The sequence below is a fragment of the Streptomyces sp. NPDC006335 genome, from assembly GCF_040612795.1.
Taxonomy (GTDB): Bacteria; Actinomycetota; Actinomycetes; order Streptomycetales; family Streptomycetaceae; genus Streptomyces.
Genome location: NZ_JBEXQX010000025.1, coordinates 31653 through 50114, shown reverse-complemented (window position 1 = coordinate 50114; position 18462 = coordinate 31653). Strand labels below are relative to the sequence as shown.

19 protein-coding genes and 1 pseudogene are annotated in these 18462 nt (G+C 73.0%); 12 read left to right on the top strand and 8 right to left on the bottom strand.

What is annotated here, in order from left to right:
* Window positions 1-2: 2 nt before the first annotated feature.
* The 5 genes from ABZ098_RS40640 (at window position 3) to ABZ098_RS40620 (ending at window position 4735) form a co-directional block, all read left to right on the top strand.
* The gene (locus ABZ098_RS40640) at window positions 3-1010 is read left to right on the top strand and encodes a zinc-binding dehydrogenase (RefSeq protein ID WP_356599304.1); all 1008 of its coding nucleotides are present in this window, start codon (window positions 3-5) and stop codon (window positions 1008-1010) included.
* A gap of 107 nt (window positions 1011-1117) precedes the next feature.
* Window positions 1118-2017: a DUF3626 domain-containing protein gene (locus ABZ098_RS40635; RefSeq protein WP_356599423.1), complete on the top strand. Its 900-nt coding sequence runs from the start codon at window positions 1118-1120 to the stop codon at window positions 2015-2017.
* Window positions 2018-2151: 134 nt separating this feature from the next.
* Window positions 2152-3144 (top strand): aminoglycoside phosphotransferase family protein, encoded by a 993-nt coding sequence (locus ABZ098_RS40630; RefSeq protein WP_356599421.1) that lies wholly within the window; start codon window positions 2152-2154, stop codon window positions 3142-3144.
* Between the two features lie 6 nt (window positions 3145-3150).
* Window positions 3151-4431 carry an ROK family protein gene (locus ABZ098_RS40625; protein ID WP_356599302.1) on the top strand — a complete coding sequence of 427 codons (1281 nt, stop codon included), beginning with the start codon at window positions 3151-3153 and terminating at the stop codon, window positions 4429-4431.
* A gap of 61 nt (window positions 4432-4492) precedes the next feature.
* Window positions 4493-4735, top strand: coding sequence for a hypothetical protein (locus ABZ098_RS40620; RefSeq protein WP_356599300.1), 243 nt, complete (start codon window positions 4493-4495; stop codon window positions 4733-4735).
* A gap of 18 nt (window positions 4736-4753) precedes the next feature.
* Here the strand turns inward: ABZ098_RS40620 and ABZ098_RS40615 are convergent, their stop codons facing one another.
* A complete protein-coding gene (locus ABZ098_RS40615; RefSeq protein ID WP_356599298.1) occupies window positions 4754-5782 on the bottom strand; it encodes an SDR family oxidoreductase in 1029 nt (342 codons plus the stop codon).
* 104 nt (window positions 5783-5886) lie between these two features.
* Between ABZ098_RS40615 and ABZ098_RS40610 the strand changes: the two genes are divergently transcribed.
* Complete coding sequence (locus tag ABZ098_RS40610; protein ID WP_356599296.1) at window positions 5887-6543, top strand: M15 family metallopeptidase; 657 nt, start codon at window positions 5887-5889, stop codon at window positions 6541-6543.
* 202 nt (window positions 6544-6745) lie between these two features.
* Here the strand turns inward: ABZ098_RS40610 and ABZ098_RS40605 are convergent, their stop codons facing one another.
* From ABZ098_RS40605 to ABZ098_RS40590, 4 genes are all read right to left on the bottom strand, one after another.
* Window positions 6746-7705, bottom strand: a complete 960-nt coding sequence (locus tag ABZ098_RS40605; protein ID WP_356599294.1) for an SDR family NAD(P)-dependent oxidoreductase — start codon at window positions 7703-7705, stop codon at window positions 6746-6748.
* A 297-nt stretch (window positions 7706-8002) separates the two neighbouring features.
* Window positions 8003-9172: an aromatic acid exporter family protein gene (locus ABZ098_RS40600; RefSeq protein WP_356599292.1), complete on the bottom strand. Its 1170-nt coding sequence runs from the start codon at window positions 9170-9172 to the stop codon at window positions 8003-8005.
* A gap of 29 nt (window positions 9173-9201) precedes the next feature.
* Window positions 9202-9858 carry an HAD family hydrolase gene (locus ABZ098_RS40595; RefSeq protein WP_356599290.1) on the bottom strand — a complete coding sequence of 219 codons (657 nt, stop codon included), beginning with the start codon at window positions 9856-9858 and terminating at the stop codon, window positions 9202-9204.
* Between the two features lie 38 nt (window positions 9859-9896).
* Window positions 9897-10934, bottom strand: a complete 1038-nt coding sequence (locus ABZ098_RS40590) for a PHP domain-containing protein (protein ID WP_356599288.1) — start codon at window positions 10932-10934, stop codon at window positions 9897-9899.
* A 177-nt stretch (window positions 10935-11111) separates the two neighbouring features.
* On the opposite strand from ABZ098_RS40590, the gene ABZ098_RS40585 reads away from it, so the two are divergent.
* The 3 genes and pseudogenes from ABZ098_RS40585 to ABZ098_RS40575 all read left to right on the top strand — a co-directional run bounded on the left by ABZ098_RS40585 (window position 11112) and on the right by ABZ098_RS40575 (window position 12612).
* Entirely contained in the window at window positions 11112-11921 is an 810-nt protein-coding gene (locus tag ABZ098_RS40585; RefSeq protein WP_356599286.1) for an SDR family oxidoreductase, read from the top strand.
* A 142-nt stretch (window positions 11922-12063) separates the two neighbouring features.
* Window positions 12064-12332: pseudogene (locus ABZ098_RS40580) on the top strand (DNA topoisomerase IB); the annotation flags it as partial.
* A 43-nt stretch (window positions 12333-12375) separates the two neighbouring features.
* Window positions 12376-12612: a hypothetical protein gene (locus ABZ098_RS40575; protein ID WP_356599284.1), complete on the top strand. Its 237-nt coding sequence runs from the start codon at window positions 12376-12378 to the stop codon at window positions 12610-12612.
* Window positions 12613-12621: 9 nt separating this feature from the next.
* Here the strand turns inward: ABZ098_RS40575 and ABZ098_RS40570 are convergent, their stop codons facing one another.
* The 3 genes from ABZ098_RS40570 to ABZ098_RS40560 all read right to left on the bottom strand — a co-directional run bounded on the left by ABZ098_RS40570 (window position 12622) and on the right by ABZ098_RS40560 (window position 15555).
* Entirely contained in the window at window positions 12622-13845 is a 1224-nt protein-coding gene (locus tag ABZ098_RS40570) for an RICIN domain-containing protein (protein ID WP_356599283.1), read from the bottom strand.
* A 111-nt stretch (window positions 13846-13956) separates the two neighbouring features.
* Window positions 13957-14505 (bottom strand): VanZ family protein, encoded by a 549-nt coding sequence (locus tag ABZ098_RS40565; protein ID WP_356599281.1) that lies wholly within the window; start codon window positions 14503-14505, stop codon window positions 13957-13959.
* A gap of 387 nt (window positions 14506-14892) precedes the next feature.
* Window positions 14893-15555 (bottom strand): DUF4230 domain-containing protein, encoded by a 663-nt coding sequence (locus tag ABZ098_RS40560; RefSeq protein ID WP_356599279.1) that lies wholly within the window; start codon window positions 15553-15555, stop codon window positions 14893-14895.
* A 151-nt stretch (window positions 15556-15706) separates the two neighbouring features.
* On the opposite strand from ABZ098_RS40560, the gene ABZ098_RS40555 reads away from it, so the two are divergent.
* From ABZ098_RS40555 to ABZ098_RS40545, 3 genes are all read left to right on the top strand, one after another.
* Window positions 15707-16900, top strand: a complete 1194-nt coding sequence (locus tag ABZ098_RS40555; protein ID WP_356599277.1) for a cytochrome P450 — start codon at window positions 15707-15709, stop codon at window positions 16898-16900.
* 258 nt (window positions 16901-17158) lie between these two features.
* On the top strand, window positions 17159-17578 hold the full coding sequence (locus ABZ098_RS40550) for a DCC1-like thiol-disulfide oxidoreductase family protein (RefSeq protein ID WP_356599275.1): 420 nt from the start codon (window positions 17159-17161) through the stop codon (window positions 17576-17578).
* Between the two features lie 8 nt (window positions 17579-17586).
* Window positions 17587-18432: a serine hydrolase domain-containing protein gene (locus tag ABZ098_RS40545; RefSeq protein WP_356599273.1), complete on the top strand. Its 846-nt coding sequence runs from the start codon at window positions 17587-17589 to the stop codon at window positions 18430-18432.
* Window positions 18433-18462: the final 30 nt, after the last annotated feature.

Below are 18462 nucleotides of genomic sequence, written 5' to 3'. Positions count from 1 at the left end.
GTATGCGCGCGGTGCGGATCGACAGGTTCGGCGGACCGGAGGTACTGGTGCCGGGCGACGTGCCCGACCCGGTGCCGGGGCCCGGAGAGGTGCTGGTGCGGATCGTCGCGGCCGGGGTGAACCGGGCGGACGCCCTGCTCCGCGCCGGCCTGTACCACCGCGCCGGACAGCCGCCGCTCGTCCCGGGTGCCGAGGCGGCCGGCGTCGTCGTCGAGGTGGGGGAGGGGGTGACGGGCGTCGCGCCGGGGCAGCGGGTCATGGCCATCGACGGCGGCAAGTCCTCCGGTTTCTACGCCGAGTTGGCCACGGTGCCCGCCACCCACCTGGTCGTGCTCCCCGACGGCCTGGACCCGACCCGGGCGGCCGCCCTGCCGATCGCCTGGCTCAGCGCCTGGTACTGCGTGCGCCACCTCGCCCGGGTCACCAAGGACGACACCGTGGTGGTGAAGGCGGCGGCGAGCGGGGTGGGCACGGCGGCCGTGCAGATCGCCGCCGAGGCCGGAGCGCGGGTCATCGCGCTGGCCGGGTCGGCCGAGAAGGCCGCCTGGGCGGGGGAGTTCGGCGCCGACGTCACCCTCGACACCTCCGCCCACCCCGACGACGCCGAGGTCGAGGAGGTGCTGCGGCTCACCGGCGGACGCGGCGCCGACATCGTCCTGGACACCGTCGGCGGCCGGGCCTTCGGGCGCAGCCTGCGTGAAGTGGGTCACGGCGGCCGGGTCGTGGCCCTGGCCAACGTCGCGCTGGAACCGAGCACCGTCGACACCCGCGACTTCTATCCCAAGAACGCCTCCATCCTCGGCTTCCAGCTCACCAACCTCCAGCTCCACGGCTACGACCCGCGCCCCGACCTGCGAGAACTGGCCGAGCGTGTCGCCGCCGGCGGCTACCGTGTGCCGATCGAGACCGTCGTACCCCTGGAAGAGGCGCGGGCCGCCCACGAGCGGCTGGAGCGGCGTGACAACCGCGGCAAGATCGTGCTCACCGTCGGTCCGGACGTCGGCAATTGAGGTGCGCGCGGCTTCCTCGGCAGGTGATCATCCGGTGAGTGGTGGAGGGTGAGGAGGCGACGGTGAACTCGATCGGATCGGTGCGGGCGCGAGCGGCGCTGGATCATGTGGCGGCCGTGTCCGAGGGGCCGGCCGTCGCCCCGGACGTGCGCGTCACGCTCAACTTCCACCCGGACCGCCTCGCGCGCGGCCTGCCCCTCCTCCAGGCGCTGGCCCAGGACGGCGTCTACCACTCGCAGTTCGTCACCGGCACGAGCAACGGCGGCCTGACCGCCCACCCCGGCGGTGACCGGTGGCGCTGGGAGAGCCGGATCTTCGGCGGTGCCTACGACGACGCGGACGCGCACGAGCGGCCGGTGTACGGCGCGCTGAACTTCCGTCGCCAAGTGGTCGGCGCCGCCCCGCGGTTCGGCTCCTCGTACTTGCGGCTGACCGCCGAGCCGCTCGCCCGCGCCACCTTCTGCTACCCCGACAGCGCCGCCGAGCCGGTCCACTTCGGCGTCGCCGCCGGCATGTCGCTGATCGCCCTCGCGGAGGCGGACGAGCGGGACGCCCTCGACGACTACATCGAGGCCCAGGTGCACGGGGGCGTCGACCTGGCCCGCGACGTGGAGGCGCTCGTCCTCGACCCGAGCTACCGGAACACCCCCGTCGAGGCGGCGGCCCGCCTGCTGCCCGTCCCCGTCGAGTGGCACCCCGGCTACCGGATCACCGTCGCCGCACTGCGCCGTCACGCCCACTACCGGGGCGAGGAGTACGCCGAGCTGGGCGCGAGCATCGCCGAGGACGGACTGGTCGACCCGCGGATCATCGGCGACGCCGCCCGCACCGGCCGCCACGAACTCCAGCACCTGAAGATGGTGTGGCACACGCTGGCCCGCTTCGGGGGGCCGGCGGGGACGGCCTCCGCAGGGACGGCCTCCGCGGGGACGGCTTCCGCGGGGACGGGCTACGCGGGGGAGGCCGCCGGGGGTCGGACCCCAGTGGCCGGCACCCCGAGCCCGTAGGCCCGCGCGACCACTACGCGTGCGGGGACGGATCACGAATGGCACCCGGCGTGCCGGACTCGTTCCGTACCCTGTTCCGGGAACACACGCCCGACAGGACGTGTACGCCACGGGGTGGGAGAAGGGGCGGGACGCTGGTGGACTCCTGGGAGTGGGCTCGGCAGGTGCTGGACGGCGCGGGCCTCGACCCCGGCCGGCTGGCCCGCGTCCGGTCCCTGAGCGGCGGCACGTACAACACCGTCGAGGAGCTCCTCCTCACCGACGGCACCCGGTACGTCCTCAAGGTCCCGCCCGCGTCCACCGTTCCCGGCCTGCGCTACGAGCGCGAACTCCTCGTCTCCGAGGCGGAGTTCTACCGCGCGGCCGCCGTGGCCGAGGTCCCGGCACCGCACGTGGTGGCCTTCCACGCCGGCGCCGACGTACCGCATCTGCTGATGACGGCCTGTCCCGGAGAACCCTGGGACGGGTCGGTCACCGAAGCCGAACGAACCCCGCTGCGCAGGGAGCTGGGCCGTCAGGTGGCCCGGCTGCACACGGTGACCGGGCCCGGCTTCGGCTACCCCTCCCGCGCACTCGGCCCGCTCGCCCCCGACTGGCGGACCGCGTTCACCGCCATGACCGAGGCCGTCCTCGACGACGCCCGGGACTACGGGGCGCGGCTGCCCCGCTCCGTCGAGCAGGTCCAGGGCACGCTCCGGGCCGGTTGCCCCGCGCTCGACGAGGTCACGGTCCCCGCCCTGGTCCACTTCGACCTGTGGGACGGGAACATCCTGCTGCACCGCCCGGCCGACGGGGAGCCGCGCATCGGGGGGCTCATCGACGGGGAGCGGATGTTCTGGGGCGACCCCCTCGCCGACTTCGTCTCGCTCGCGCTGCTCGGGGACATCAAGAAGGACGAGGCGTTCCTCGCCGGCTACCGGGAGGCGGGCGGCCGGGCCGAGTTCGACGTACCGGCCCGGGTGCGGCTGGCCCTGTACCGTGCCTACCTCTACCTGATCATGCTCACCGAGACCGTCCCCCGCGCGGTCGACGACGAGAAGGAACGCTGGGTCCAGTCGGCGGTGGCCCCCGAACTGGTCGCCGCCCTCGACGAGATCGACGCCCTCGCCAGGGTCACGGGAGCCTGAACACCCTTGAACGGACGCACCGTACGCGACCTCAGACGCGCCAACCGCACGGCCGTGTTGCAGCGCCTCTACTTCGACGGACCCCTCAGCCGCTTCGAGCTCGGCCCCGTCACCGGGCTCAGCTCCGGTTCGGTCAGCAACGTCGTCGCCGACCTCGTGGCCGACGGCCTGCTGGAGGAGGCCGGAAGCGTCGACTCCGACGGCGGACGCCCCCGCACCCTGCTGCGGGTGGCGCCCGGCAGCGGCCACATGATCGGCGTCGACGTCGGCGAGACCCGGGTGCGCGTCGAGCTGTTCGACCTGACCCTCACCGAACTGGCCCGCGCCGAACGCCCGTTGACCCAGCACGGCTACGACGTCGAGGCCATCGTCGGGCACATCCGCGACGGCATCGCCGAAGTACTCACCGGTGCCGCGATCGAGCCCGAGGCGCTGCTCGGCGTCGGCATCGGCGTGCCCGGCATCGTCGCGCACACCCCCGAGAGGGGGGCCGTCGTGCACGGACAGACCATCGGCTGGGACGCCGTCCCGCTGGAGGCACTGCTGCGCACCGGCTCCCCGCTGCCCGGCAGCGTCCGGTACTTCATCGACAACGGCGCCAAGACCCTCGGCCAGGCCGAGATGTGGTTCGGCGGCGGGCGCGGTGCCCGCAGCGCCGTCGTGGTCCTCTTCGGCTCCGGCGTCGGCGCCTGTCTGGTGACGCCCGAGGTGGAGCACGGCCGCGCGGTCGAATGGGGGCATCTGACCGTACGGGTCAGGGGGCGCCGCTGCCGCTGCGGTGCCCTCGGCTGCCTGGAGGCCTACGCGGGCGCCGAGTCGCTGCTGGAGCGCTGGCGGGAGGAGGGCGGCCACCCGCCCGAGGGCGCCGACGAGGAGACCGCGCTGACCGCGATGCTCGCCGCCGCCCACCCGGCCGACGGCACCCCGGCCGACCCCGTGGCGCTCGCCGTCCTGGAGGAGACCGCCGAGTACCTGGGCGCCGGACTGTCCGACCTGATCAACCTCTTCCAGCCCGAGCGGATCATCGTCGGCGGCTGGGCCGGGCTCCAGCTCGGCGAACGGTTCCTGCCCTCCGTACGGCGCCACGCGACGGCGTACGCGCTGCGGTACCCGGCCGGGAAGGTCACCGTCGACCTCGGCCGCCTCGGCCCCGACGCGGTCACCGTCGGCGCGGCCATCCTCCCGCTCGCCGACTTCTTCGCCCGCGGCGGCCGGCGCCCCGAACCCGCGCCCGAGGGGCCGGCACCGGCCTGGCGGACCGCCCTGGAGGAGCGCGCCCCGCACTGACGTTTCGCCGACCTGCGCGGAGGTACTCGCGCTCCCGCCGTCCACACGAAGGGAGAACACCGTGGACCACCGCAACGAAGGACCGGGCGAGAACGGCGACCCCGTCCCGCGTGATCTGCCGGACCAGCAGGCGGGCGAGGGCGAGGACCCCTGGGAGGTCGCCACCGTCCCGGACGGGGAGCCCGGCACCGACGAGCCCGAGGACGTCCCCGACACCGACGAGGCGGGGACCGGCCGGCAGGGGGCGCCGCGGTCGGACACCGTGCACCCCGAGCACCCGGGAGCCGAGGAGTCCTCCGGCTGATCCACGCGGTCCGCCGGGTCAGCCCACCTTGCGGCCCTTCATCGGCTCCGTGCGCGCCCCCGCGCCCTGCTGCATCCCGTGCAGGAACTCCTCCAGGACCTCGGTCGCGGTGTGCTCCGGACGCCAGCCGAGTTCCGTACGCGCACGTGTGCAGTCCATCAGGGGCAGCCGCAGGACCGCGTCGAACAGGTGCGGGGACGCGGGCAGCAGATGCAGCCCCCACGCCGCGGCGATCGCCGAGCGGGCCGCGGTGCGCGGCAGCCGTACCGGACGGGCGCCGAGCAGCTCACCCAGCAGCTCGGCGTCGACCGGCGGCTCGCCCGCCAGGTTGAAGGCGCCCCGCACGTCCGAGTGGACCGCGAGCCGATAGGCCCGGGCGGCGTCGTCGGTGTGCAGTGCCTGCACCCGCAGGCCGGGAATGTCGGGCAGGAAGGGCAGCAGGTCGGGCCGGGCGAGCTGACCCGGCAGGAACCGGCCGCCGAAGATGCGGCGCTGCTCGCTCGCCGACTCCCGCTTGAAGAGGAACGCCGGACGCATCCGTACGACCCGGACGGCGGGGTGGTCGCGCTCGAAGGTGTCCAGGGCACGCTCCAGGTACGCCTTCTCCCGGCAGTACGCGGCATCCGGCCAGCCGTGCGTCGGCCACGACTCGTCGACCGCGTGCTCCTTGGGGCCGGGGGAGTAGGCGCCCACGGACGAGGCATGGACCAGCGTCGGTACCTTGGCGGCCGCCACCGCCTCGAACACCCGGATGGAACCGAGGACGTTGGTGCGCCAGGTCACCGCCGGGTCGTGCGTCGGCTGGAACGCCCACGCGAGATGGACCACCGCGTCGGCGCCCGCGAACTCCTCGGCCAGGTCCGTCCGTTCCGCTGACAGGTCGACCGCGGACCACTCCGTCTTCGCGGGCGACCAGTCCGGCAGGCGCCGGGCCAGGCCCCGTACGGAGCCGACCTCCGGATCCTCCGAGAGAAGGCGCACCACGCTGGTTCCCACGTTGCCGGTGGCGCCCGTGACCACGATCCTGCTGCCGGTTGAAGTGCTCACCTTCGGCTCCTTCGGGCCGCTGGGGCGGGGAGCCGCCCGAGTACCCGGCCCGCGCGGATGCCCGCGGTGCCCGGTCCGGTGCGCGGCCACGGGATGATCAGCCCATGAGCGAGATCATCCTGATGTCCGACGCCCGTGTCGCCGCCGTCCCCGTGCGGGAGAACGGCGAGCCCCTCGTGGACGTCCGCGACCACCTCCTCGTCGACGACCGCAAGCACGAGGACTCCCGCGGCGCCGAGGTCCATCTGCGCCAGGGTGTCCTCGACCGCCTGCTCCGGGCGCAGGCCCTCCTCCCCGACGGTCTGCGCCTGCTCTTCGTGGAGGGGTACCGGCCGCCCGCGCTCCAGCGGCACTACTTCGAGAAGTACGCGGGCGCCCTGCGCGTCGCCCACCCCGACTGGTCGGCGGACCGGATCCACACCGCGGCCAGCCGCTACGTCTCCCCGCCCGGAATAGCCCCGCACAGTGCCGGCGCGGCCGTCGACCTCACCCTCGCCGACGCCGACGGCCGCGAACTCGACCTGGGCACCGCGATGAACGCCGACCCCGAGGAGAGCGACGGCGCCTGCTACACGGCGGCCGCCAACATCACCGAGCAGGCCAGGGCCAACCGCGCCCTGCTGAGCGGGGCCCTGACCGCGGCGGGCCTGGTCAACTACCCGACCGAGTGGTGGCACTGGTCCTACGGCGACCGCTACTGGGCCCTGGAGACGGGGGCACCCGCCGCGCTGTACGGCGTGAAGGAACTCACCGCGCCATAGCGCCTCGTGCCGACCCGGGGTGTTCAGGGGCGTGCCGCACCGGACTCACGGCCCTCGGTGTCGGCCGTGCCCGGAACAGGCCGGGTCTCGCCGCGCCGGATCCGGCAGCCGTGCCGAGCGGGTCCGAAAACCTCGGCGCCGACCGGTCCGCGCTGAGCGGGTCCTGAGCTCTCGGTGCCGACCTGTCCGAAGGGTCCCGGCGTCACGCGAACGCGTTCACGCCCGTCAGTTTCGCCGAGAGCGTCCACAGCCGCTCCGCCTGGTCCGGGTCGGTCGCCCACGCCCTGACACCGCTGCTCTGGTCGCCGTCGACCGCGGGCTCGGCGATGTCGCAGTCCTCCAGGTAGACGCCGCCCATTCCCTCCAGCTGGGAGGAGGTCGCCGCCCACACCTGCGTGGCCGCGCCCTGCTCCGGGCTCTTGAAGCCCGACGGGTTGAGCACGTTGCCCTGTTCGTCGATCCAGCCGCGCTCCACCATCTCCGCCTTGGGGAGGTGGCGCTGCAACGGGGTGAGGATGCCGCCCGGGTGGAGCGAGAAGGCCCGTACCCCGCGGTCGGCGCCGAGCTTGTCGAGGTGGACGGCGAACAGGACGTTCGCCGTCTTGGCCTGGCCGTACGCCTGCCACTTGTCGTAGCCCGTGCGCCAGTGGACGTCGTCCCAGCGCATGCCGGAGAAGTGGTGGGCGCGCGAGGACACCGAGACCACCCGGGCGCCGCCGGGCTCGATGGCCGGCCACAGTCGGTTGACCAGTGCGAAGTGCCCGAGGTGGTTGGTCGCGAACTGCGCCTCCCAGCCCGGTCCGACGCGGGTCTCCGGGCAGGCCATGATCCCGGCGCTGTCGATGACGAAGTCGACCGTGCGGCCCGTCTCCAGGAACCGCTCGGCGAAGGCGCGCACGCTGTCCAGGTCACCGAGGTCGAGCTCGTCCAGTTCGACACCGTCGAGGCCGGCGAGGGCCTTCCCGGCGGTGTCGGGACGCCGGGCCGGAACGACGACCCGGGCGCCGGCCTTGGCGAGGGACCGGGTGGTCTCCAGACCGAGCCCCGAGTAGCCGCCGGTGACGATGGCGAGCTTGCCGGACAGGTCGACGCCCGCGAGGACGTCGTCGGCCGTGCTGTGGGCGCCGAACCCCGAACCGATCTTGTGCTGTGCAGTGCTCATGACGGGAACGCTACGAATTGGAGTGCTCTCGAAGTCAAGCGCGGCCCGCCCGGCCCACCGGGCCCGGACAGAAGGAAGCCCCGACCGGACGGGGGAATCACGGTCGGGGCGGTCGAGTGGCGGGTACGGATGGCGGTCGCCTCTCGGCGAAAGGCTCCACAGGGCTTCAGCCGAACGATCGTCCCTGTGGGCAAAAGGTGAGGCCCGGGGACACTGTCCCATCCGTACCCACGGTCTGTTCAACGGGCAACGACCCTCCGGTGTTCCGCCGCTCGGGGCGTTCCCGGGTGAGCTGCGTCACCCGGGCCGACCGGTCGGAACGGTCTCGCTCCACAGGTTCTCTGCCTGCAGCAGCAGGGTCCCCAGCACGGTCGTGCCCTCGGCGTTCTGTCCGGCGTGCTCCCGCAGGCCGTCCTGGAGCTGACCGCGCAGTTCCCGCATCGCCGCCTCCGCGTGGTCGTCCGGCCGGGCCTCACCGCCGGCCGCGAGCAGCCGGTCCCCCTCGGCGCGGCAGGCGTCGCCGATGAGCTGGAGGAGGTCGGCGTACGAGGCCAGTACCGGCCCGTCGGGCGGCACGGGGGCGCGGTCGTCGTCGGCGGCCACGGCCAGCGTCCGGGTGAGCGCGCGGATGTGCCCGGTGACACGGCTCCAGCGCTCGTCGTCCTCCTCCGGCGGGAGCGACGCGGGAGGCCGCCGGACGGCACGCAGCGGGGTGGCGGTCAGCCGCAGGCTCTCCCGGCTCCAGGCGCGGGCGGACCGCAGCGCCGCCAGCCGACGCTCCAGCCGGGACGAGGCGTGCGACCAGCCCTGGGTGTCCCATTCGCCGTCCCGGAGGTCACCGGCCACGGTGTGCAGGGTGTCGCCCGCCTCCCGGGCCAGCCCCGCGAGGTTCTCCCGAACGTCCCGCAGATGGACCGGTGGGAAGACGAACGCGTTGACGGCGATCCCGATGACCGCGCCGAGCGCGGCCTGTCCCACCCGGTGGCCGACCGCGGACGCCCCGACCGTGCTGGTGGAGAGGGTGAACAGCGCGGTGGTGGCGCCGTAGATCCCCTGGTCGCCGAAGCGCGGCCAGTTCGCCAGGAGCACCAGCAGCGGCACGGACAGGGCCACCGCGCCCAGCGTGCTCCCGGTGACGGCCAGTGCCACCGACGCGAAGACGGCGCCGCAGCAGATCGCCGCCAGTTGCCGCGCGGCCTGCACCAGCGAGCCGTACACGGTGGCCTGCACCAGCACGACCGCCACCCAGGGCGCCATCAGGGCCATCGGATCGCCCATCCACACGCCCGCCACGAGCCAGGCGAGGATCGCTGCGGCCGAGGCCTTGAGCGACTGCACGAGCAGGTCGCGCTCGCGCCCCGGCCCGCGGCAGGCGGCACGGGCGGCCCGGCCGAGGGCACCGGCTCCCTGCCGCAGGGCATGTGTCGGACGGGGCTGTCGGCGGAGAGCTTGTGTCACACCAGTCATGCGCTGTGGGTTCCGTGCCTGCGAGAACGTCATGCCAGGGGACTGTCCGCGAGGGAGGCCAGCAGGTGGGCCGGATCGTCGTAGATCGCCTGCGCGCCCGCCTCCTCCAGGTCGGCGCGGGGGATGCCGCCGCACAGGACACCGACGCAGCGCACCCCCGCCCGGGTGCCGGCCTGCATGTCCCAGACGGTGTCGCCGACGAAGACCGCGCGCTCCGCTGGCACCCCGGCCAGCTCCAGCGCGTGCTCGACGGGCTCGGGGGCCGGCTTGCCCTCCTCGACGTCGTCGGCGCTGGCCGTGGCCAGGATCGCGTCGTCCGCGTCGATCGCCCGGCGAAGCGCGGACAGTTCCGCCCCGCCCGCCGAGGTGGCCAGCACCACCCGCCAGCCCTCGTGGTCCAGCCGACGCAACAGCCGGCCGGCGTCCTGGAGGGCGGGCAGCCGGTCGAAGTACTGCCCGTACAGGGCCTTGTGGGCGGCGCTCAGCTCGGCGTCCTGGTCCTTGTCGCGGTCCTCACCGAGGAGATGCGCGACGAGGTCGTCGGAGCCGAGCCCGATGGCCCGGTGGACGGCGTGCATCGGCACCCGGTGGCCCGCCTGCCGCAGCGCCTCCCACCAGGTCGCCACATGCAGGTGGTTGGTGTCGACCAGGGTGCCGTCGACGTCGAACACTGCCGCCCGTTCCATGAACCGCTCCTTCTCTCTCGGGCCGCACGGGTACCACTTCAGGTGCCCGCCACTCGGGCGGGCACCCGGCCCTCCCGGGACCAGGCGAGCAGTTCGTCGAGATTCCAGGTGGTCACGATCCGCTCGGCGGGCACCCCGCACTCCTCCGCCCGCTCGCACCCGAGGATCTGCCAGTCCAGCTGGCCGGGAGCGTGCGCGTCGGTGTCGACCGAGAACAGCACGCCCGCCTCGACCGCCCGGCGCAGCAGTCGGCGCGGCGGGTCGAGGCGCTCCGGGCGGCTGTTGATCTCCACCGCCGTGCCCGACTCGGCGCACGCGGCGAACACCTCGTCCGCGTCGAACTGCGACTCGGGCCGCCCGCGCCCGGTCACCAGCCGTCCCGTGCAGTGCCCGAGGACGTTCGCGTGCGGATCGCGTACGGCGGCCACCATGCGCCGGGTCATCGCGCGGGCGTCCATGCGCAGCTTGGAGTGCACGGACACGACCACCACGTCCAGGCGGTCCAGGAGATCGGGTTCCTGGTCCAGGGATCCGTCGTCGAGGATGTCGCACTCGATGCCGGTGAGCAGCCGGAACGGCGCCCAGGTCTCGTTCAGGGCCGCCACCACGTCCAACTGCTCCCGCAGCCGCTCCGGGGACAGTCCCCGGGCGACGGTCAGGCGCGGCGAGTGGTCGGTCAGCACCGCCCACTGGTGGCCGAGCTCCGCCGCGGTCCGGCCCATCTCCTCGATCGGGCTGCCGCCGTCCGACCAGTCGGAGTGCAGATGGCAGTCGCCGCGCAGGAGCGCCCGCAGCTTCTCGCCGCCCCGGCCCCGGGGCGCGGTGGACTCCGCCTCCAGCTTCTCCAGATAACCGGGCACGCCTCCCGCCAGCGCCTCACGCACCACTTGGGCCGTCTTCGGGCCGACGCCCTTGAGCGACTCCAGCGACCCGGCCTCCGCGCGTTCGCGCACCTCGTCCGCGGACAGCCCGGTCAGCACCCGGGCCGCCGTACGGAAGGCACGGACGCGGTACGTCGGCGCCAGGGACCGCTCCAGCAGGAAGGCGATCCGTTCCAGGGCCTCGACGGGATCCATGGCCACCTCCTCCTCCAGAGTTCCCCAGGCACCCGGGGGCCGCACGACGGGCGCGCGGTTTGTCGCACGCGCCGCCGGGTACTGCGATGGCTCGTCGGACGTCCCTCGAACCCGGACCCCGGACGTCCGGCGGCTGCCTCGTCAGCCCTGACGACACCCCGTCCCGAGGAGGCCGAGATGTCCGCCCCCACCGAACCCCGCACCGAGGTGGCCGTGGTCACCGGCGCCGACTCCGGCATCGGCCGGGCCACCGCCGTCCGGCTGGCCCGGGCGGGGATGGACGTCGGCATCACCTGGCACACCGACCTCAAGGGCGCGGAGGAGACCGCCGAGGAGGTCCGCGCCCTCGGCCGGCGTGCCGCGGTGGCCCGGATGGACCTCACCCGGCTCCCCGAAGCCGCCGACACCGTCGACGAGCTGTGCGAGCGGCTCGGGCGTCTCGACGTCCTGGTCAACAACGCGGGCACCGGCACCATGACGCCCTTCCTCGACCTGGAGCTCGACACCGTCCGCGAGGTCCTCGACGTCGACCTGGTCGGCCCCTTCCTGTGCGGTCAGCGGGCCGCCCGGCACATGATCCGGCAGGGCTCCGGCGGCCGGATCGTCAACGTGACCTCCGTCCACGAGCACCAGCCCCGGGTCGGCGCGGCCCCGTACTGCGCGGCCAAGGGCGGCCTCGGTCTGCTCACCCAGGTCATGGCCCTGGAACTCGCCGAGCACGGCATCACCGTCAACGCCGTCGCGCCCGGCGAGATCGCCACCCCGATGACGGGCCAGGAGGACACCGACGTCCACACCGAGGACCGCCCCGGCGTCCCGCTCGGCCGCCCGGGTGACGCCCGCGAGGTCGCCGCCGTGATCGCCTTCCTGGCCGGTCCCGAGGCCACCTACGTCACCGGCGCGTCCTGGAGCGTCGACGGCGGGATGCTGCGCATGGGCCCGCAGGCCGGCTCGCACCTCGGGGGCGACGAGTGGCGGCGCCCTTGACACCGCGGACCAGTTCCCGCGCCCGCTCCGGCCGGGGCTTCCGTTACCGGGGCGCCGAGGGCGAGCAGGTTACCGACCCGGACGCGCTCATGGACCGACGCCGCCGGACGCCGCCGGCGCCCAGCAGGACCAGAACGGGGAACTGCGCCGACTGTCCGACACCGACGTCACCGCCAAGGACTTCCGGACCTGGCACGCCGCGGTCCTGACCGCCGTCGCCCTCGCCGTCACCGCCGAGGACGGCCCGGACCGTGCGCGAGGTCAGCCACTACCTGGGCAACACGCCGGCGGTTCGAGCAGGTGAGGACCGTAGCCCTGGCGTTCACCCGGCTGGGTGAACAGGGGGATTTCGGGCGGCCGGCCACCCAGGGAGCGGTCGAGGGGGCGGTCCTCGACCTGCTCGGCGGATGAGGCGCGCCTCTCCTTCCCGCGGGATGCGTTCTACGCTCGTTCCATGACCGAAATCGGGAGCCCGCACATCGCCAATCCGCGGATCATCGTGCTCGGGGTGCAGCCGACCACGCCGCCGTTCCGGATCGTGGAGATCGACGGGGAGGTGGTCGGCGAGGCGAGGGCCGTCACCGACGTGCTGGAGGCGGCCGCCGCCTTCGGTATCACCATCCACGACCTGGACGACCCGGACGTGGTGCGCTGGGTGGGCGGCGACAAGTTCACCTGGACCCGGCACTGACCGACCGGCTCAGCCGACCGTCCACTTCTGGTTGGCGCCGCCCGTGCAGGTCCACAGCTGGAGCCGGGTGCCGTTGGCCGAGCTGTTGCCGGTCACGTCGAGGCACTTGCCGGCCTGCGGGTTGACGATGTCGCGTGCGCCCGTGACGGTCCACCGCTGGGCGCCGGAGCCGTTGCAGTCGTAGAGCTGGACCGCCGTCCCGTCCGCGGTGCCGCCGCCCGTCACGTCCAGGCACTTGCCGAGTGCGCGGATCGTGCCGTCCGAGCCGACGGTCCACTGCTGGGCGGCGGTGCCGTTGCAGTCGTAGAGCTGTACGGCCGTCCCGTTCGCCGGGTTCGCCCCGGCCACGTCGACGCACTTGCCCGCCAGGCCCCGGATCGCCGTCCCGGTGGCCGTGTCGCCGGTGGTCACCGACACGTGGTCCACCACGAGCTGCTGCGGGAAGGACGTGGAGCCGTCCGGGTCGCCGGGCCAGTAGCCGCCGACCGCGAGATTCAGGATCAGGAAGAACGGCTTGTTGAACACCCAGGTGCGGCCGCCCAGGTCGGCGGGGGTGCGCCGCTGGTAGACGGTGCCGTCCACGGACCAGGTGATCGAGTCAGGTGCCCAGTCGACGGCGAAGGTGTGGAAGGCGTCCGCGAAGGCCTGGCCGTTGGGCAGGGTGTAGCCGGCGCCTATGCCGCCCGAGCCGGAGTAACCGGGGCCGTGGAGTGTGCCGTGCACGGTCGAGGGCTCGAAGCCGACGTTCTCCATGATGTCGATCTCGCCCGAGTCCGGCCAGTTGACCGGTGTGCCGAGCATCCAGAACGCCGGCCACATGCCCTGTCCGCGTGGGATCTTCATGCGCGCCTCGACATGCCCGTACTGCGCGGTGAACTTCCCGGAGGTGTTCAGCCGGGCCGAGGTGTACTGGCAGGTGCCGTACCAGCACTGGTAGTTCGCCGGGTTCTCGCGACGGGCCGTGATCACCAGGTGGCCCTGGCCGTCGAGGGCAGCGTTCTTGTTGCCCGACGTGTAGTACTGCCGCTCGTGGTTGTTGACGTTGTCGCCGGTCTCGATCTGCCACTTCGAGGAGTCGACCGCGGCTCCGGCGGGCCCGTCGAAGGTGTCGGAGAACGCCACCGCGGCGGCGGCGGGGACGGCGGGCGGGTCCGCCTGGGCGGTACCGGAGGAGATCAGTACGGCGGACAGTGCGGCGAGGAGACATCCGCGCAACAGGCGTGAGGCGGCCACGGCTCTTCCTTCGAGGTGGGGGGTGAAGATGTCGCCTCTTGATTTAAGGAGTGAGTTAAGGGGGCGTCAATACTTTGGTACAGACCAGAAGTCGAGCGGCCCCCGAGTTCCCTACGCCTTCTTCGCCGGCTTGTGCACGGCCCGGCTCAGCCGCCGTCCCAGCAGCAGATAACCGATCAGGGCGCCGAAGGAGTTGAGGATGACGTCGTCGATGTCGAAGGCCCGCCCCTCCACCAGCGCGCCCTGCGCGAACTCGACCAGCAGCATCACCACGGCCGTCAGCAGCAGGATCCGCAGCAGTCCGCGGGTCTTGGGGGCGATGATCGGGACCAGGATGCCGAACGGCACGCCCAGCAGGATGTTCCCGCCGATCTGCTTGACGGCGTCCCGCATCTCGGGCTGGTCCAGATAGGCCCTGAGTGACGCGCCGGGATGCAGATTGGTGTGGGTCAGGTCCACCGACGCGGGCGAGGGTTCGAGCGTGAGCCGGGCCAGGACCACGGCGAACGCCACCATGAACGCGAAGGCGAACACCATCGCCACGAAACGGACGACGAGGGAGACCGGATTGCGCCGCGGGCGGGCGGGCTGTGCCGCGCGCTCGGTCTTGGCGGTGCCGGCGTCTGACCCCGCTCGCGAACGTGAGGGCGCCCAGGCCATTAGATCCTCCGCTCTGCAACTTCCCTGTGTCGTAAGGCGATTACCCCTGAACGGCCCGAGGATGCCGCCGTGCGCAGACCGGACTCCGGTTTCCCTTCGTACGGTCGGGGCACTGGGGCTGAGGACCGCGCGTGTCGCCACCGCACGCCCCCGGGGGCGGTGTTCGGATGGCGCGTGACGGACGTCTCCCGGGCCGCGGTGTGCAGGAGGTGGCGCATGAGCAGGCGTACGACACTCCTCGCCACGGCCGACCTCCTCGGCTGATGGGCCGCACTCGCCGTGCTCTGGCTCGTGTTCATCAGCACCGTGGACACCCTGGAACTCGCGGTCGGTGAGGGCGCCGCCTGTCTCGGCGCCCTCACCCTGCCGGGCATGCTCGGCGGCTGATCAGGTGCCGTAGGTGACCTCGACCTTCTTAAAGCCGAGCGAGTTCAGCAGTCCCTTGAGCATGTTGGTCGTGTTGGTCTCGGCCCGCTTGGTCAGCTCGCTCTCCTTCGCGGCCTCGGTGATGTGCTTCACCGCGAGCTTCTGCACGGCCTGTTCGCTGTTGGGGTTGTCGGAGAAGAAGTCGCCGAGCCGGTCGAGCAGACCGCGCTGCTTGGAGACCGCGTAGGAGCGGTCGGCGTCCAGCGTGGCCTTGCCGAGCCGGGCGTGCGGCAGGTGCAGGGTGGCGGCGGTGCGGTCCTCGTTGACCGTCACGTCGTTCTTGGCGACCTTGCCGAGGTCGACGTAGGCGTCGACGGCGCCGGCCCCGACGTACAGGGTGCGGGAGCCGCGGATCGCGTCGGGCAGGAACTTGGTGTCCTTCTCCAGGTCCACGACGACCTGGAAATTGCCGGAGGCGGCGTCGTAACGGCTGATGTCCTGGATGGACTCCAGAAGTGCGGGACCCGAGCGGTCGTGGGTCTCCGTGCCGAACAGGTCCTTGAGGCCAGGGATCACACTGAACCGGATACCGACGAAGAACACCACGAGCACCAGCACCACGGCGCTCACCGCCTTCGCCCAGCCGGGCATGCGCCTGGACACGCGCCTGATGGGAGTCGTCATGCGACGGCCCTCCTTCCTACTGCACGGATGCCCACGGATGACCCCCAAAAGCCCTGCCGGTCCGTCTTGTTGGCCGATTGGGACACTGACGGGACACTCCGGGGCGCACTAGCGTGGAGCACTCCGCGTACCGGCGTGTCTGGAGACCCGGATGAGCACAGACAGCACGGCCCGGCCCCTTCCTCCCATGCACCGCATCCCCCTGCCGGACAACGGCCCGCCCCGGCTCACCACCCTGGCCACCGGCACCCCCGTGTGGCTCGTCACCCGCTACGCCGACGTGCGCCAGGTGCTCATGGACCCCCGCTTCAACAGGAAGTCGCTCAGGGACGAGGACGCACCGCCGCTGCTCCTCGTGCCGAACCTGCTGGACTCCCCTGACGGCCTCCTCAACCAGGACGGCCCGCCCCACCAGCTGCTGCGGGGCACGGTCCAGCGGGCCTTCACCCCGCGCGCGATCACCCGCTGGCGGCCCTGGACCGCCGCCGTGGTGGAGTCCCTCCTCGACGACCTGGCACGGCAGCCGCAGCCCGCCGACATCGTCGAGGCGTTCACCCGCCGACTGCCGGTCTCGGTGATCTCCCGGCTGATGGGGCTGGAACACGCCGACTGGGAGCGTATCCGCGACTGGGCCGACCACGCCCTGTCCGGCGGCGCCCACACCGCCGAGGAGGTCGGCGCGGCCATGCGGGAGTTCGGCCTCTTCTGCGCGGAACTGGTCGCCGAGCGACGCAAGGAACCGGGCGACGACCTGGTGAGCGCCCTGGTCGTGGCCGGCGACGGCCTCGGCATCGAGGAGCCGCGCCTGGTCGTTCTGGTCCTGGGCCTGGTGGTCGCCGGGCACGAGACGACCACGACGGCCCTCGGCAACATCGTCGTCCACCTCCTGACCGACGGGCGGCAGGCCTGGCCGGGCCTCGCCGAGAGCCAGGAAGCCGCTGAGACCGCCGTCGAACAGCTTCTGCGCACGATCCCGCTCAGCGAGGGCAGGGTGCTGCCCGGTCTGATCCGCCGGGCCGTCGAGGACGTCGAGGTCGGCGGGGTGACGATCCCGGCGGGGGCCGTGGTCGCCGTCCAGACCAACGCGGCCAACAGGGACCCGGACGTTTTCCCGAGGCCCGAGGACACCGACCTGTTCGCCCCGCTGACCACACCGAGCGTGGTCTTCGGCGCCGGTCCCCACCACTGCCTGGGCGCGTGGCTGGCCCGCCTGGAGCTGGGCCTGGCCCTGCACCGGCTGGCGGTCCGCTTCCCGGGCCTGCGGGCCGAGTTCACCCCGGACACCATCGCGTGGCGGGAGGGGCAGATGACGCGCGGCCCACGACGGCTGCCGGTGTCCTGGTGAGCAGCCACCCTCGTCATGCTTCGTTACGTTGAGTTATCGCCAGGTGCTGGGCGGGGAGAGGGCGAGTGTTGTCCGCGGGGCCTGATGCCGGACGGGTGCCGGAACCCGTTCCGGCCTATGGCCGAGCGGCTGCCGGCCGGCCACCCCGAAAGACCTCCCCTGTCCTGCTCACGGACGGGCTGATGTAATTCCTCCAGATCACGTGCCCCTCGCCCCGCCGAAGCGGAGGCCTCTGGTGCAGCACTGGACGGAGACCCCGTGAGCCACCCCCGCGTCAAGCCATCACCCTCGGCAGCACCGCCACGACCCGTTCTCGCCTACGACGGGGACTGCGGCTTCTGCCAGGCGTCCGTCGACCGGATCCGGGCCCTCGCCACACCGGCACTGCAAGCGGTGCCGTGGCAGTTCCTGCCCGCGGGGTCGACGGCGCCGCATCTCGACCGTCTGGACCGTGAGGTTCTGCTGCTGCGCGACGGTGAGGTCCTCGCGGGCGGGGTGGACGCCCTGGCCTCCTACATGGGCACCTCGCCCGCGCGGGCGTACCGCGTGCTCGCGTCCGTGGTGCGCCTTCCCGGCATCCGCGCCTGCGCCGGCGCGCTCTACCGCTGGGTGTCCCGCAACCGGCGTCGTCTGCCCGGCGGCACGCCCGCCTGCGCGGTGCCGCCGCGCGGCGCGTGAGGGCCGTCGTGCGCCGACCCATTCCGACCTGTGTGTTCAGCGACACCGGCCCGCCGGCTTCCAGCGACGGTCACGCCGTCGACCGCTTCGTTCAGATCGCCTCCCTCACCAAGGTTGTCACCGGCACGGCGCTGACCCGTATGGCCGCGTCCGGGGTGCTGGCGCTCGACGACCCCGTCGAGCGGTGGCTGCCCGTGGCCCCGGGGACAGGGATCACACTCCTGCACCTGGCCCGGCACACCTCCGGTCTCCCTCGCCTGCCACCCGGCCTTCACTCCCGGCGCGACCCGTACGCGGCGTTCGACCGCCCCGCCCTGGACCGGCTGCTGCCCCGCCTCGACACGCTCGCCACGCGACCCGCCGGCGAGGTGGAGGAGTACTCCAACCTCGGCTACGCCGTGCTCGGCGCGGCCCTGACGGCAGCCTCAGGGACCACGTACGAGGAACTGGTGACCGAGTACGTCCTGCGGCCCCTCGGCATCACGGAGATGACCGCCCACCCCGATCCCGGCCGGCGTCTGCCGATCCCCGGGCGTTTCGGCCGGCCCCGCAGGCCGTGGAAGATGGACGGCGCGATCCTTCCGGCGGGAGGGCTGTGGGCGACTCCCCGTGCGGCGGCCGACCTGGTGGTACGACTCTTGGTGGAGCGTCGGCTGGGGGATCCCGCGCCGAGCTGGCAGACGTCAGGCCCGCTGCGGTGGCACAACGGGGCGACACGCCACGCCTCGCTCTTCGCCGGAGCGATGGACGACGGCCGCTGGGTGCTGATCCATCGCCTGAACGCGGTACCGGAGGACACCGACCGAGCGGGTATCGAGATACTCCGGGGAGGGGGTGAAACGCGGTCGGCCTGATGCCCCGGGCCGCGTCAGCAGCGAACCTGG